Source organism: Blautia sp. SC05B48, from assembly GCF_005848555.1.
Lineage (GTDB): Bacteria > Bacillota > Clostridia > Lachnospirales > Lachnospiraceae > Blautia_A.
This window is the reverse complement of the sequence record NZ_CP040518.1, coordinates 1,869,311-1,884,261: the sequence shown is the minus strand read 5'-3', so window position 1 is coordinate 1,884,261 and position 14,951 is coordinate 1,869,311. Positions and strand designations below refer to the sequence as shown.

General features: G+C 45.5%; 12 protein-coding genes. 2 read left to right on the top strand and 10 right to left on the bottom strand.

Annotation, left to right across the window (positions count from 1 at the left end; all coding sequences use genetic code 11):
• Positions 1 to 150: 150 nt before the first annotated feature.
• The 8 genes from EYS05_RS08640 to EYS05_RS08605 form a co-directional block, all read right to left on the bottom strand.
• Complete coding sequence (locus tag EYS05_RS08640) at positions 151 to 1,014, bottom strand: mechanosensitive ion channel family protein (protein WP_306466229.1); 864 nt, start codon at positions 1,012 to 1,014, stop codon at positions 151 to 153.
• A gap of 342 nt (positions 1,015 to 1,356) precedes the next feature.
• The gene (locus tag EYS05_RS08635; protein ID WP_138277011.1) at positions 1,357 to 3,513 is read right to left on the bottom strand and encodes a Tex family protein; all 2,157 of its coding nucleotides are present in this window, start codon (positions 3,511 to 3,513) and stop codon (positions 1,357 to 1,359) included.
• 72 nt (positions 3,514 to 3,585) lie between these two features.
• A complete protein-coding gene (locus EYS05_RS08630; RefSeq protein WP_138277010.1) occupies positions 3,586 to 4,533 on the bottom strand; it encodes an L-lactate dehydrogenase in 948 nt (315 codons plus the stop codon).
• A gap of 346 nt (positions 4,534 to 4,879) precedes the next feature.
• A complete protein-coding gene (locus EYS05_RS08625) occupies positions 4,880 to 6,481 on the bottom strand; it encodes an FMN-binding protein (protein ID WP_138277009.1) in 1,602 nt (533 codons plus the stop codon).
• 164 nt (positions 6,482 to 6,645) lie between these two features.
• Entirely contained in the window at positions 6,646 to 8,859 is a 2,214-nt protein-coding gene (locus EYS05_RS08620; RefSeq protein WP_158293326.1) for a penicillin-binding Tp47 domain C-containing protein, read from the bottom strand.
• Positions 8,860 to 8,984: 125 nt separating this feature from the next.
• Complete coding sequence (locus tag EYS05_RS08615) at positions 8,985 to 10,049, bottom strand: FAD:protein FMN transferase (protein ID WP_138277008.1); 1,065 nt, start codon at positions 10,047 to 10,049, stop codon at positions 8,985 to 8,987.
• Positions 10,050 to 10,052: 3 nt separating this feature from the next.
• Positions 10,053 to 10,826, bottom strand: coding sequence for a 4Fe-4S binding protein (locus EYS05_RS08610; RefSeq protein ID WP_138277007.1), 774 nt, complete (start codon positions 10,824 to 10,826; stop codon positions 10,053 to 10,055).
• The gene (locus EYS05_RS08605) at positions 10,823 to 11,416 is read right to left on the bottom strand and encodes an FMN-binding protein (protein WP_138277006.1); all 594 of its coding nucleotides are present in this window, start codon (positions 11,414 to 11,416) and stop codon (positions 10,823 to 10,825) included. The genes EYS05_RS08610 and EYS05_RS08605 overlap by 4 nt, the downstream gene beginning before the upstream one ends.
• Before the next feature lie 416 nt (positions 11,417 to 11,832).
• Here EYS05_RS08605 and EYS05_RS08600 point away from each other — a divergent pair, with 416 nt between their 5' ends.
• Positions 11,833 to 12,201, top strand: coding sequence for a NusG domain II-containing protein (locus tag EYS05_RS08600; protein ID WP_138277005.1), 369 nt, complete (start codon positions 11,833 to 11,835; stop codon positions 12,199 to 12,201).
• A 101-nt stretch (positions 12,202 to 12,302) separates the two neighbouring features.
• Positions 12,303 to 12,791, top strand: a complete 489-nt coding sequence (locus EYS05_RS08595; protein ID WP_138277004.1) for a Gx transporter family protein — start codon at positions 12,303 to 12,305, stop codon at positions 12,789 to 12,791.
• Between the two features lie 58 nt (positions 12,792 to 12,849).
• On the opposite strand, the gene EYS05_RS08590 is transcribed toward EYS05_RS08595, so the two are convergent.
• Complete coding sequence (locus tag EYS05_RS08590; protein ID WP_118512665.1) at positions 12,850 to 13,638, bottom strand: DUF975 family protein; 789 nt, start codon at positions 13,636 to 13,638, stop codon at positions 12,850 to 12,852.
• A 102-nt stretch (positions 13,639 to 13,740) separates the two neighbouring features.
• Positions 13,741 to 14,949, bottom strand: a complete 1,209-nt coding sequence (locus EYS05_RS08585) for an aspartate kinase (protein WP_138277003.1) — start codon at positions 14,947 to 14,949, stop codon at positions 13,741 to 13,743.
• Positions 14,950 to 14,951 lie beyond the last annotated feature (2 nt).

Genomic DNA, 14,951 nt, shown 5'->3' with positions numbered 1-14,951 from the left:
TATATAAGATTCCAGTGATTTCAGCCAGAGTATAGTTTTGAGTCCAAATACTATCTCTGTGGGGTATTATTACACCCCGACACTGGTTTGTCAATAATTTTCATATTCTCTGCCATGTGAAAGGGCCTTATCTTTCTTCCTTGATGCATATTATTTATGGATATGCACATCCAGCTGATTATAAGGAATCTCAATCCCATAATAATCAAAATCTTCCTTGATCCTCTGGTTCAATCTCCATCTGGCTGCCCAGTAGCGGTCAGTAGCTACCCAGACACGAAAGCCCATGATCACAGAGCTTTCTGCCAGCTCGTCTACAAATACCACCATCTCTTCGTCTTCTCTTGTATCCGGATCTTCGGTGAGGATATCTTCCAGGATATCCTTGGCCTTCTGGATATCTGCATTGTAAGAGATTCCCACTTTGATCTCCAGCCTTCGCTGATCCCTTGCTGTTACGTTGGTGATGGTCGCATTGGAAAGAGTACCGTTCGGGATCACGATGTGCTTGTTATCAATGGATAATAACGTTGTATAACAAATCTCGACCTTGGCTACCGTTCCCTCGCTTCCGTCCTGTCCGTTAACGATGATGTAATCCCCTACCTGGAAAGGCTTGAACAGAAGAAGCATCATACCTCCTGCCAGATTGGCAAGTCCGCCCTGGAGGGCAAGACCCATAGTAACACCTGCAGTTCCAAGAAGTGCTGCCAGAGATGATTCCTTTACTCCAAAGCTTGTGGATATATTAAAGATCAGGAGTATGTAAAGTACGATCTTGACCAGTGAGGATATAAACTGTGCCGCTCCTGTATCCAGCCTGGATTTTGTCAGTGATTTCCTCACAAACTTTACGATCCATTTAATTACCGTGCTTCCTACCCAGAAAGCAACGATAGCCAGAACAACCTTGATTCCGAATTTTGTGATGTCCGGCAGATAATTTTCAAACATCTGCCTGTACTGGTTTACCTGATTTCCGACCTCCTGCACGGTCTGTACAGTACTATCCAAATATAATCCCCCCTGTCTGATCGATCATTCGATATACATATGCGGATCGATCTATGTATTCCTGATGTAAACATTCCCTATAATCCGCATCTGGCAATATAATAATACAGCAGTAGTTTTTCCCTGTAAACCTGATTTCTCCGGTTTTATAAAGTATAGGGTATAAACCACTGCTGTAATTCTGTTATAGGTTATAGCTTTATTGTATTTCTGTCCGGTAATCCGCCGCAGAATGCTGCAGAATATACGTTACTTTTCACTTCGTTCTCAGTAACACGCCTGGCGATGCACAGAATTTATGCTGATCGCATAAATTCGCGCGGTATGTCTCGGGTTTTTTCTTTATTTATTAATTCCCTTCATGGAAAGGCTGATACGTTTTTTCTTCATATCAACACCAAGAACACGGACATCCACGATGTCTCCCACACTGACTGCTTCCAGCGGATGTTTGATGAATTTCTCGCTCATCTCGGAAATATGGACCAGGCCATCCTGATGCACACCGATATCTACAAAAGCACCAAAGTCAATAACATTGCGGACAGTTCCCTTAAGAACCATGCCCTCTTTCAGATCCTTCATATCCAGTACATCGGTACGGAGAATCGGTTTCGGCATCTCGTCACGTGGATCTCTGGCAGGTTTTTCCAGTTCCTTTACGATATCACGTAAGGTTGGCTCTCCGATCTCCAGCTCCTTTGCCAGTTTTCCGTAATCGCGGATCTGTCCGGAAATACCGGCAAGCTTACGCTCTGCCACATCTTCCGGTGTGTAGCCTAGCTTTTCCAGGAGTTTTTTTGCTGCGTCATAGCTTTCCGGATGGACACTGGTTGCGTCCAGGGGATTTTTGCCTCCTGTGATCCGTGTGAAACCTGCACACTGCTCAAAGGCTTTCGGACCAAGCTTAGCAACCTTAAGAAGCTCTCTTCTTGTCTGGAAACGGCCGTTTTCCTCACGGTAGGCTACGATATTCTTTGCGATGGCCTTACTGATTCCGGAAATATACTCCAGTAGGGAGGCAGATGCCGTATTCAGATCCACTCCGACCTTGTTTACACAATCTTCCACAACACCGTTAAGGGCTTCTCCCAGCTTCTTCTGGTTCATATCATGCTGATACTGACCGACACCAATGGATTTCGGATCGATCTTTACAAGCTCTGCAAGCGGATCCTGTACACGTCTTGCGATGGATGCGGCGCTTCTCTGTCCAACATCGAAATTCGGGAATTCTTCCGTGGCAAGCTTGCTTGCGGAATATACAGAAGCACCTGCCTCGTTGGTGATGACATACTGGACCTTTTCCGGAATTTCCTTAAGAAGCTCCACGATGATCTGCTCGGATTCTCTGGATGCCGTTCCGTTTCCTACAGAGATCAGTGTCACATGATATTTGCTGATAAGCTTTTTCAGGGTTTCCTTTGCGGCACGGATCTTGGTCTCATTGGTTGGTGCTGTGGGATAAATGACTGTGGTATCCAGAACCTTCCCGGTCGGATCTACCACTGCCAGCTTGCATCCTGTACGGAAGGCAGGGTCCCAGCCAAGAACTACCTGTCCTGCGATCGGAGGCTGCATGAGAAGCTGCTTCAGATTTTTGCCAAAGACATGGATGGCACCGTCCTCTGCTGCCTCTGTAAGGGCGCTCCGGATCTCACGCTCAATAGCCGGTCCGATGAGACGTTTATAGCTGTCCTCAATGGCTTCTTTCAGAACAGGTGCAGTGTATGGATTATCGCGGACGATCACCTGTTTTTCAAGATAACGGATGATCTCTTCCTCAGGTGCAAGTATCTTCACAGTAAGGAATTTCTCTTTCTCACCACGGTTCAGAGCAAGGACACGATGACCTGCAAGCTTTTTCACCGGCTCTTCAAAGTCATAATACATCTCGTATACAGACTGCTCCTTCTCATCTCTCGCATTAGAGCATATAGTTCCCTTATCCATTGTTCTCTTACGGATGCTGATACGATAATCTGCTTCATCGGAAATGTGCTCCGCAATGATATCTCTGGCACCACTGATGGCCTCTTCCACAGTTTTGACTTCTTTTTCCTCAGAAAGAAATGCTTTTGCCTCTTCTTCAAGAGGTTTCTTCGTCATCTGGAGAAGAATGATGTCAGCCAGAGGTCCCAGACCTTTTTCCCTGGCGATGATGGCACGTGTACGGCGCTTCGGGCGGTACGGACGGTAAAGATCCTCTACCACAACAAGTGTCTGCGCTGCCTCGATCTGTTTCTTCAGCTCCGGAGTCAGCTTGCCCTGCTCCTCGATGCTGCCCAGAACCTGAGCCTTTTTATCCTCAAGATTTCTTAAATAGGTAAGTCTCTCATTAAGATTACGAAGCTGTTCGTCGTTCAGTGTACCGGTTGCTTCCTTACGGTATCTGGAAATAAAAGGAATGGTGCAGCCTTCATCGATCAGCTTAACTGCTGCCTCAACCTGCCATTTCTCAACGTTCAATTCTCTGGTAATTACCTGAATAATATCCATTTTTATCTTTCTCCCGTTGTTTCAAATTTGCCTGAGGCTGCATTTTCCTCTTTACACAGCTTCTGACATTTATCAAAGATCAATCTGTGCGATCACGTCCTTCAGAGCATTGGCGCTTGCATGAAGCTTCTCTGTCTCCTCCTCGGTCAGTGGAACACGAACGATACGTTTTACACCTTCCGGTCCGATAGAAGCCATGGTACTAAGACATACGTCTTCAACACCGTACTCTCCGTGAAGCATGGTTGATACACTGACTATTGTATCAGATGCAGCAAGAAGAAGCGAGCAAAGTCTGCAAACAGATACGGCTACCGCATAAAATGTAGCACCCTTCTTGGCGATCACAGTTGATCCTGAAGTATGAACATACTCCAGAACCTCTTCTCTGTCAAGTGGCTGCATATCTTTCTGATCCTCATGAACGATCTTGTCAAATTCATCAAGGGTCGCACCTGCAACAAAGGCTCTGGACCACGGTACAAAGGAAGTATCTCCATGCTCTCCGAATACATAGGCGTGGATGTTTTTCTCAGATACGCCGTAGTGCTGGGAAAGTCTGCAGCGGAGACGGGCCGTATCCAGGGCGGTTCCGGAACCAAGGATCTGGTTCTCTGGAAGACCGGAAATTTTTGCAAATGCGTATGTCATGATATCACATGGGTTGCTTACAATGATATAAAGCGCTTTTGGAGCCACCTTTACGATCTCCGGAGTGATGCTCTTCATAATGTTGACATTGGTCTGTGTCAGCTCGATACGTGTCTGTCCCGGTTTTCTGGCAATGCCGGAAGTGATGATCACAATGTCAGAATCAGCTGCATCCGGATAATCTCCTGCCACAATGGAGATCGGTTCACGGAAGCTGGTTCCCTGGTCAATATCCATGACCTCGCCCTCTGCCTTCTGCCTGTTGATATCGATCAGGACAATTTCTGAGGCAATGCTCTTCTGTGATAAGGTGTAGGCGATAGTTGAACCCACGCTTCCTGCTCCGATGATCGTAATTTTACTGCTCATATTTGTTCTCCTTTCAGCGTTGTTTGTCATTTAAATAACAACTTTAATTACACATATTCAAACATAACATAAAACATTGCCCTGTGCAATAAAAATTTTATTGTATTTCTCAGGTTAATCCCTGCCAATTTGCATTTCAAATTATTTAAACCGCTTTTATTTTCTGATATTTCCCATATTATTCTGTATATATTCCTGTTATTTTTTTATCGATTTATAGAAACAATTTCAGAAACATGGCAAAAAACCTCTGAACTTCAAAAAAAATCAGAAGTCCAGAGGTTTCTTTCATCTCTTATTATTGGCTTAGATTCAGATGTTTATAGCTGTTCCAACGTTCACCCGGTTAATTCTTCGCCTGGGCAAGGGCCTTTTGTGCAGCGTCCAGGATCCCTTCGGATGAATATGTGGCTCCGCTGACAGTATCAATTCCATCTGCCGACTGGTTTGCCATGATCTGAGAATAGATCATGCTCCATGCAGGATCAAAAAATTCCGGTGTATCCTGATTTGTCTGCTCAATGGATACGATCTGGCCTCCTGAGATCGTGATTGTCAGATATGTTTTTCCTCCATATCCAAAAGCTGATCCCGTATACGTTCCATCTCTGTACATTCCGGCAGGTTCCGGTGCTTCCGTTGGCTCCGGCGTGGCATCCGGCTCATCTGTCCCTGGTGTTGGAGTTACATTGGGTTTTTCAGGAACCGGCGTCACATCCGGGTCGTCCGGCTCCGGCGTCGGGGTTGCTGCCGGTGTCTCTGTTGGCTTCGGTGTGGCTGTTGGTTTCGGCGTTGCCGCAGGTTTCAGTGTGGCTGTTGGCTTTGGTATCGGTTTCTTTGTCGGAGTTGGTGTGGGTTTCTTTCCATACTCCGGATTGACCGCTTCTTTGAGAGCTTTTTTTACAGCATTCAGAATTCCGTTGGAAGAATAGGTTGCTCCGCTGACTGTATCAATATCATCCACAGAATCTGTGCCTATGATCTGTTTTTCCAGCACGCTCCATGCTCTTTCAAAAAACTGCTCCGTGTCCGTATTTTCCTGTTTCAGAGCTTCGATCACTCCATCCTTGATGGTCACAATTACTTTCACGTCTCCATTGAAGCCCTTTGCCGAAGCTGTATATTTACCGTCCAGATATTTTTTCGGACTGTCCGGATCTTCCGGCTCCTTTGCAGAAGATGGTTTTTTTGTAGGTGACGGTGATGGTGTCATAGTTGGTACAGCCGTTACTACAGGTGCAGGGGTGACCTGCTGGCTACTTCCATCTGCCGCTGCCTGGGAGAGCGCATTCTGAACTGCCTGGATGATTCCGTTGGAGGAATAGGTTGCTCCACTTACTGCATCTACATTCGGTGTATTTCCGGCGATCATCCTGCTGATCACACCCTGAGCTGACGCAAAATAAGATGCAGTCTCGCCAGATGCATCCAGAATATCAATGGCTGCGATCTTTCCTCCGCTGACTGTTACCTGTACACGGATCGTACCACCGAATCCGGTTCCAGATCCTTCATATACTCCATCTTTATAGCCATTGGCCGGAACTGCCGCTACCGGGGTCTGGGTAGAACCCTGTCCTGCCGCACCGGCATTGCTTTTTGCTGATTCTGAAACCGTTCTCGTACCAGAACTTTTTTTTGCTGCTGTTTTTTTCGCACTTTTCTTTGATGAGCTTTTCTTTGATGTACTGTTTTTCTTATCTGAGGCAGATGTGCTGTCAGAAACAGTATTTCCTTCTTCATATCCGAGATATTTTTCCAACTCCGAAGCAGACATCACGGTTGTCTCTGCTTTCTGTACTGCTTCCGTTGATTCCTCGGATCCCTTCGCCTTTATGCCCGAAAACGCAAGCGCCGCAATCACAGCTGCTGCAGGGATCATTTTCGTCCAGGGCACCTTGGGTGTGCCATTTTCGGCTGGTTTTTTATCTTTTAACTCTTTTTCCATGGATACTTGTTCTCCCCTCTTTCTATGCGGCTTCCCGTCAGGCATATGCTCTGTATCGCATTCCAGGTGATTTTCCGGATTGCTGTAGAAATGAGCAGACCTCTGCCGCAGACATAAAAGGGTCTGCGGCAGAGGTTGTTCTTACTCTTTGCTAAACAGTTGCATTATTTAACAGTTACCACAAATTTCTTTGTAATTCCGTTGCATTTCACTGTGATCGTTGCTTTACCTTTTTTGATTCCCTTTACAACACCCTTGCTGTTTACAGCTGCAACTTTTTTATTGCTGCTTGTATATGTAACCTTGCCTGCAGGTGCTGCTTTGGATCTGATGGTTGTTGTTTTACCTTTTTTGATCGTTGCAGAAGATTTTACAAGACTGAATGCAGGATTCTTGACAACTACTTTGCAGGTTGTCTTCAGGGCTCCTGCCTTTGCTGTAATCGTAACGGTTCCTGCTTTGATTCCTTTTACAACACCTGTTTTGCTGTTTACGGTTGCAACCTTTGTGTTGCTGCTTGTGTATTTTACAGTTGCAGATGGTGTTGCAGTTGCTTTTACAGTTGCTGTTTTTCCTTTGTAGATCGTTACGGAGGCCTTTGCAAATTTAATTGTAGAAGCTTTTACTGTTACCTTGCAGGTTGCTGTGGCATTTCCTACCTTTGCTGTGATAACTGCTGTTCCGGCTTTTACGCCTTTAACAACACCCTTGCTGCTTACTGTTGCAACCTTTGTGTTGCCGGACTTAAATGTTACTGCTGCATCGCTGTCATTTGTTGTTGCCTTAAGAGTCGTCGTTTTTCCTATATATACAGCAGCTGCTGTCTTATCAAGTGTAACTGTTACCTTCTGAAGCTCTTTCTCTGCTCCCTGAAGATGTTCAAGTGCTTCATTTACCTCAGCCTGACTTGCATCTGTTTTTGCAAGAATGTCTTCTGCTTCCTGAAGCTCACCGGCAAAGGACTTCCAGGTTGCAATTGTGTAATCCTTCTCTGCCAGAGCTTTTGCAGCTTCCACTTCCGTTTTAAGACTTGTAAAATCAGTCGGCTCCATTGTAGGATTTACGATATTCTCTGCAGTTGCCTGGAAGCTGTAGGTATAGTCATTATATCCAAGAGCATACACTGTCAGTTTCCAGTATCCTGTTCCGTCTGTTCCTCCCGGAAGCTTGCAGCGTGCAGATTTTGTAAGTCCAAGCTGGATTCCCATTGCTTTATGCATCCAGTTATCTGCGGCAAACTTGGTTCCATAAGAAGCGAGGCATTTTGTATATGTGGAATCATCTCCATAATAATCCCAGCGTACAGCCTGCATATTTGCACCAAGATCGCCATAATTTCCATTGAGATCCACACGGAGGAATTCGCCGTAGCTTCCGCTTGCTGCTTTTACACTCGGCTTGATCCCTGTTGCTGTTTTTAACGCCTGATCCTTGATACCGGAAGCTGTTCCGTCTGATTTTCTTGCTGTAAATGTAAAGCCGTCACCATTTTTCTCCGCATATTTCAGACCATTTGTCTGTGCATTTACGTCTGCCACAAGGCCTTTATAATACTGGAGATTGTTTTCACTGTATCCTCCGGAGAGCATAGCTCCATCCTGTACGACATTATACTTTTTGCAGAAATCTGCAAAATCTGCGGTCTTAACTGCTACCGGAACATATTTCAGACCATATATCTCATAATGATCCATCGTATAGGTTTTTCCATCTTCTGTTGTTATACTGCCTCTGTTCCATTTTACCTTGGAACCGTCTGTAAGATAAAGTGTGCTTCCTTTATCCTCCCAGTAGGATATATCGAATCTGGTTCCGTCTTCAGCAATGATCGTAGCTTCTGTCTGATAGCTTCCTCTGTGGAGTCCATGATTTGCAGTTGCTCTTGTTACTGTATCAAAAGCTCCTGTATCAAACTCACTATGTGAATCCTTCTCTTCTGAAGAGCTTGTATCTCCAGCTGCATAGACGCCTTCAGCTGCCCAGTACTCACCCCAGGTAAGTCCTGCATATACATACTGATACTCGCCTGTCAGCTGGTCAGAATCGGAAAATGCTTCTGCCACTTCATCGCCTTCTGTAAAATCCTCTTCTCCTGTAGAGAACGGATCTGCTTCCTCTGCTGTCTCATCCAGATTCTCAACAGCTTCTGTATCTTCCTGCTGGATATCCTCTGTCTCGTCTGCCGCTGCTTCTGTCACTGCTGCTGTATCCTCTGTTGTTTCCTCTGTTACAAAATCTTCCGTATCTCCTGCCTCTGCCTCGGAAACCACGGCTGCATCAAGATCAGATGCCATTACAGCGGTCGGAAAAGTTGTTGCTGCCACCGCAAGACTTAAGATGCATGGAGCTGTTTTTTTCAGTAGATTCCACTTCTGCATTGCTTATTCCTCCTAAAAATATGATATATTTATAGAACCCTTTCCAGGTTTACTATCGCAAGTAACGCGGATATGAGCATTCCCTCTGCCAAACGGTCATAAACCGGATCGCCGGGAGATCAGCTTCACTCTGCAATATCCTCCACACTGTAGGAATCTGCAATCAGGCTGAACCGCTCTTTCATCCCCTCAGTGAGATATACATGATGATCTTCATCCACAAAAAGTCCGTCTGCACCGTAAGCTTTCAACAGCTGTGCCCCTTTTTCCACCCCCAGCACAAAACATGCTGTGGAAAGCGCATCTGCCTCCAGTCCGGTGTCACAGACTACCGTTACCCCGGTCACTCCGCTTTCTGCCGGATAGCCGGTAGACGGGTCCATAATGTGGTGATACCTTACACCATTTTCGATAAAATATTTCTCATAATCTCCGGATGTGGAAAGAAATTCTGTACCATTTAAGGCAACCACACCAAGATAGTCATCCTCATTTTCAGCTCTGGGATCTGTCACTGCCACATTCCAGGAAGAACCATCCGGCTTGCTTCCATAAGTCATGACACTGCTTCCTCCCAGATTCATAAGCGCCGCAGAGACTTCTTTCTGCGTTTTCAGATATTCCAGGATGGAATCACAGCCGATTCCCTTTCCGGCAGCTCCGAGATCCAGAGAACAGCCCTTATCCATATGAACCATATTTCCATCCAGGGAAACCTTTTTGTATCCGGAATCCTTCAGCGCTTCCTGAATTTCATCTTTTCCGGGAATCCGCTGATTCTCCCCTCCGATATCCCACAGCCGAATCAGTTCTCCAATCGTCGGATCAAAGGCTCCATTAGAATCTTTCGCAATGGCAAGGATGCGTTCCAGATATCCGGAAAGTTCTTCGGAAATCTCCGTATCGTTTCCGCAATCTGCGTTCACCTTATAAATCTGCGAACTCTCATTTGTCCAGGACAGAAGATTCGTCTCCACATCTGTCAGAATTGAAGTCAGTTTACTGTTTATATCGTCTCCTGTGGTATAAAGTGTTTCCGATACCACAGTATCCATGGCAAAATCGGTATCTGTATAGTTCTGTATATCTTTCTCTGCCGCAGCCGGACATCCAACCGGAAACAGCATCACTGTCCCTGTGAGTACTGCTGTGGCAAAAAAAGCTTTCTTTTTAAGAGCCTGATATTTCATAGATTATTTTTCCTCAGTTGTTCCAATGTGAATATTTTTCCGCGGGCATGTCGCCGCACAGGCATGGCAGCAAAGACATTCCCCTGACATCGCCGTATCACCGTCAATATCCAGATGCGCCGGACATCTCTTTTTACAAAGTCCGCATTTCGGCGGGCATTTCTCACGATTTCTCCGGAATAAGGCTCCCGGCAAAATCGGCATCAGCGCAAACACCGCTCCCATCGGGCAGAGAAACTGGCAGAAAAAGCGCTCCTGGGTGCACATTCCGATCATGATCAGGATCAGCAGGATGATCCCCACCAAGTATTTACTGTTTGGAAGCCGTCCAGCTGTGATCATGGAAAAAACATCCCACGGGCTGGTTCCTGTGAGCTTTCCGTATACACCTGTGATGCAGGAAAGCAGGATCAGGGCCAGTACGATATATTTGACTTTCTGAAGTCTGTGGACCAGCTTTTCAGAAAGGGCTGGTTTCTTTTTTTTATGAAAACATTTCGTCCAGATCCAGGAAAAGCCTTCGTACACGGCATCGCCGAAAGATCCGAACGCACACGCATATCCACAGAAATGTCTTCCGAAAAAGCAGGTGAAGATCAGAAGAACGGCCGTCACGGTCAAAAAAGAATTCCACTCCACCGCCTGTCCGGATCCAATGGCAAGAAAGATTGATTTGATTCCCGCAAAAGCTGTAGAGAACAGAGAAGGTGCCGCAATAAAGAACGCTAACTGTATCCCCGCACGCATCAGCCTTACTTCCCTCTGTCTCTTTTTCATGAATTTTCCGCCTTTCCAAGAGCTTCATCAACCGCATTCAGAATTCCTGTGGAACTAAAAGTTGCTCCTGATACGGTGTCCACATCTGTACTCTGGGCACTGATAATAGAATCGATCACGCTTTCTGCCTGAGAAAGATACGCGCTGTCCTCACCGGGAGCGCTTGTCACATTAATGGATGTGATCTCATCACCGGAAAGCGTCACCTCAACCTGAATCGTTCCACCGTAACCCTGTGCTTCTCCTGTATAGGTTCCGTCTTTATAGACATTATCTCCGCTGCTGTCTGCTTCGCCACTGTCCGCTGTACTGCCTGAACCGGAGCTGTCCACAGATTCGTTGTCTGTGCTGTCGCTGCTGGATGCCTCGGTTTCTGCTGCAGTACTCTGGTTCTTCACACGGTTTGCGTAGCTTGTCTCCAGCGCGCTGAGAAGTTCATTCTGCTGCTCCTGAAGTGTATCTACCTTATCTGTCAGAGCCGCGATCTCTTTTTCATTTGCCTGGGCTTTCATGCTGCTGTTATAAAAAAGCACAGCAAGAACCACTAACAGCAATGAGATCACTCTCATGTAAAAATTCTGGTTTTTCATCTCTTTTCTCCCTTGTATTTATAACAATTCCGTAAATTGCTGCATCAGACTCAGGCTATACGAACATATATTGCTGCGTCAGATGCTCTCGATCCAATCCTGCAATCTGCGTATAACTGTCTTTTGGATAAATTATGTAATTTTTATCCATATCCATAAATTAGTTTAGATTAATCATTTTTATAAAATTAGATGTTGCTAACTTACAGTCAAGTATTATATCATCTGATTTTTTTCTTGTCTACATTTTTGTTAGTAGTTTTTAACTTTTTATAATGTGAATTTTTTCGCCACTCCTCCCTTTCCGTTTGGAACAGCTGTATGAATTATGGTTAGATATCATTAACTTATGTTTGCCTTTTAATTTCGATTATGATATGATTTTTTTGAATCTGTAACAGAAATGGAGATTTGTTTTGAAGAAAAAAGAAATGATTTTTATTGCCGGGATCCTGATTCTGGCAGGGGTTCTCTGGCTTGGTTTTCAGATTGCGGGGAAACGGTCCCATAATATGATCCGTATTACCGTTGACGGAAAAGAGTTCGGAACCTATTCTCTTTCCCAGGACCAGATCATACACATCGGAGACACCAATGTCTGCGAGATCAAAGATGGAAAAGTTACCATGATCGAAGCAACCTGCCCGGATCATTACTGTATGAAACAGAAGGCTGTGGACGAGCACGGCGGTTCCATCATCTGCCTTCCTAATAAGGTTGTGATAGAAGGGGAAAATACTGCAGAGGATTCGGAGAGTTCCCCGAAAATTGATGCGGTGACATAAAATTTCCGGAGAATATGCGTAATGTATATTCTCCGTACAGTTTTCTCTGACAGATGGTATTCTGTCTGTGATATTCCTGCAACAAATGAAAGGATTTATTTATGAAACGAAAAACAGCTTATCTCGGATTATTTGCCGCAGTAGCAATCATTTTTGGATATGTGGAGTCTCTGATCCCTGTATTTACAGGGATTCCGGGTATCAAGCTCGGACTTGCAAACCTGGCGGTGCTTTTTATACTGGACCGATATTCCTTTAAAGAAGCGGCTCTCGTGTCCGTTGTCAGAATCCTGGTGATCGGATTTATGTTTGGAAATCTGTTCAGTATTTTGTATAGTCTGGCTGGCGCTGCGCTTAGCCTGACTGTGATGGATCTTTTGAAAAAACATTCCTGCTTCAGTCTGATCGGTATCAGTGTGGCCGGTGGTGTCACACATAATATCGGTCAGCTGATCGTTGCCATGATCGTGGTGAGCAATACGAGTTTGATGATTTATGCACCGGCACTGCTGGTGGCAGGTGTCCTGGCAGGTATTCTCATAGGAGTGTTGACAAAGGAAGTTGTGGGACGACTTCCTTTGAATCTATAATGGATGTAAGTTTTAATTTCTTCCACAGCCTGCAACAACTGCGTGCCCGGAAAGGCGATCAGGCTTCTGTTTCATCATGGAACTGAGGGATCGGAGTCACCGGAGGATACGGCTCCGCCGGTGGCTCATCGAACTCTCCGGAAATATTCCGATAGAAAACTGCCATACAGGTTTCTATATAAGGCACCAGCCAGATCAGTGCCAGATACAATGTAAATATGGAAAAAATGATCCACGGAACAAAACTTAAGAGCATTTTCATATATTCCCAGTAATGTCCTTTCATAAGCTTCGCACTGGCTTTCAGCGCCTGTACTCCTTTTATGTCCGAATTATCGGACAGGATGTAATAGCTCATGGTGAACGGCATAGCTGCCAGCAGGTTCAGCGCGAACCCGAGAAGTGTGAGCAGCATGTAAGTTACTGTCCAGTTCATCTGCTCCTTCGTTGTATTTCCCATATTGCTTGTAAAAGAAAACCACACCAATGGAAGTGATGTCACCAGATTGATCAATGCCAGCACAAAAGATGTCACGATCACATGATCCGGCTGATGGCTGAAAAAGTACAGAAGATCTCCGAAAGAGTAGGCTTCCCTTCTGGAAATATTCAGGTAGATCCGGTAAAGTCCTGCGGAAAAAACACAGATCACCAGAGAAAGGATAAAACTGAATACCTCTCCTCCAATGATCGCATACAGGGAATCTCCCGGAAAAAGTGCTGTGGAAATATAGCTTGAAATTGCGCTCATCGCCGCAACTGCAATGCTCCCGATCACAGGGACAGTAAAATTACCGGCCAGAGTTTCCCCTGCCAGCTTCTTACAGCCCTTCAGATTTTTTCTCATAATTCTGTATCCCTTCGTTATAGAAGGCGAAGACTCCTCCAAGCCTCCGCCTCGTCATTTTACTTCAAATATATCATGTTTTTATATTTCAAATTTGTTTGTTTAGTCTGCAAGATTAAACGCATCATGTACCGCATTCATGGCACGTACGCCATCTTTCTCGTTAATGAGAACCGTCACACGGATCTCAGATGTTGCGATCATATTGATGTTCACACCCTCATTGTAAAGGCTCTCGAACATTTTTGCAGCAACACCCGGATTGCTCATCATGCCTGCTCCTACAATAGAAAGCTTGGCAATGTTTTTCTCCGCATGAAGCTCAGAATAGGCGATGCGTGCCTGGTTAGCTTCCAGAACATCCATTGCATCGTCCAGATCATTTTTATCAACGGTAAAGGAAATATCCTTGGTTCCGGCACGGCCGATAGACTGAAGGATCATATCCACATTGATATTTTTCTTAGCCAGGGTATCAAAAAGCTTAAATGCCACTCCTGGTGAATCTTTAAGTCCGATCACAGCAATACGTACTGCATCTGTATCCAGAGCAACACCGCTGATCAGCATTCTCTCCACTGTTACTTCCTCCTTTACCACAGTTCCTTCGCTGTTGTTGAGACTGGAGCGTACCACCAGCGGCACGCCGTATTTCTTTGCCATCTCCACAGAACGGTTATGAAGCACTCCCGCACCCAGAGTTGCCAGATCAAGCATCTCGTCATAAGTGATCTCCTGGAGCTTGCGGGCATTCGAAACCTTACGCGGGTCTGCGGTATAAACACCATCCACATCGGTATAGATCTCACAAGCATCTGCATGAAGTGCTGCTGCAATAGCTACGGCTGTGGTATCAGAACCGCCACGTCCAAGTGTGGTATAGTCATTATATTTATCAATGCCCTGGAAGCCTGTGACCACAACGATCCTGCGGTTATCCAGCTCTCTGCGGATACGTGCCGCATCGATCTTTTTCAGGCGTGCGCTGCCGTGTGCACTTGTTGTATGCATAGCTACCTGAAAAGCGTTCAGGGAAACAGCCGGTACTCCCAGACTGTCCATAGCCATGGACATCAGTGCCACTGACATCTGCTCTCCGATGGTAAAAAGCATATCCATCTCACGTTTCGGAGGTTTGTCATTGATATCTTTTGCCATGGTGATCAGCTCATCGGTATACTTACCCATTGCAGAAAGCACGACCACCACGTCGTTTCCTTTTTTGTAATCTTCGATACATCTTCTGGCAACGTTAAAGATACGCTCTTTGTTTGCCACAGAAGTACCGCCAAATTTTTTTACGATCAACATGT

What these genes read in the sequence shown, in the direction of transcription:
- EYS05_RS08590 (WP_118512665.1), bottom strand. Translation starts at nt 13,638, where the DNA reads ATGAGAAAAAATCTGAAGGGCTGTAAGAAGCTGGCAGGGGAAACTCTG.
- EYS05_RS08615 (WP_138277008.1), bottom strand. Translation starts at nt 10,049, where the DNA reads ATGAAATATCAGGCTCTTAAAAAGAAAGCTTTTTTTGCCACAGCAGTA.
- EYS05_RS08625 (WP_138277009.1), bottom strand. Translation starts at nt 6,481, where the DNA reads ATGGAAAAAGAGTTAAAAGATAAAAAACCAGCCGAAAATGGCACACCC.
- EYS05_RS08585 (WP_138277003.1), bottom strand. Translation starts at nt 14,949, where the DNA reads ATGTTGATCGTAAAAAAATTTGGCGGTACTTCTGTGGCAAACAAAGAG.
- EYS05_RS08610 (WP_138277007.1), bottom strand. Translation starts at nt 10,826, where the DNA reads ATGAAAAAGAGACAGAGGGAAGTAAGGCTGATGCGTGCGGGGATACAG.
- EYS05_RS08605 (WP_138277006.1), bottom strand. Translation starts at nt 11,416, where the DNA reads ATGAAAAACCAGAATTTTTACATGAGAGTGATCTCATTGCTGTTAGTG.
- EYS05_RS08630 (WP_138277010.1), bottom strand. Translation starts at nt 4,533, where the DNA reads ATGAGCAGTAAAATTACGATCATCGGAGCAGGAAGCGTGGGTTCAACT.
- EYS05_RS08620 (WP_158293326.1), bottom strand. Translation starts at nt 8,859, where the DNA reads ATGCAGAAGTGGAATCTACTGAAAAAAACAGCTCCATGCATCTTAAGT.
- EYS05_RS08635 (WP_138277011.1), bottom strand. Translation starts at nt 3,513, where the DNA reads ATGGATATTATTCAGGTAATTACCAGAGAATTGAACGTTGAGAAATGG.
- EYS05_RS08595 (WP_138277004.1), top strand. Translation starts at nt 12,303, where the DNA reads ATGAAACGAAAAACAGCTTATCTCGGATTATTTGCCGCAGTAGCAATC.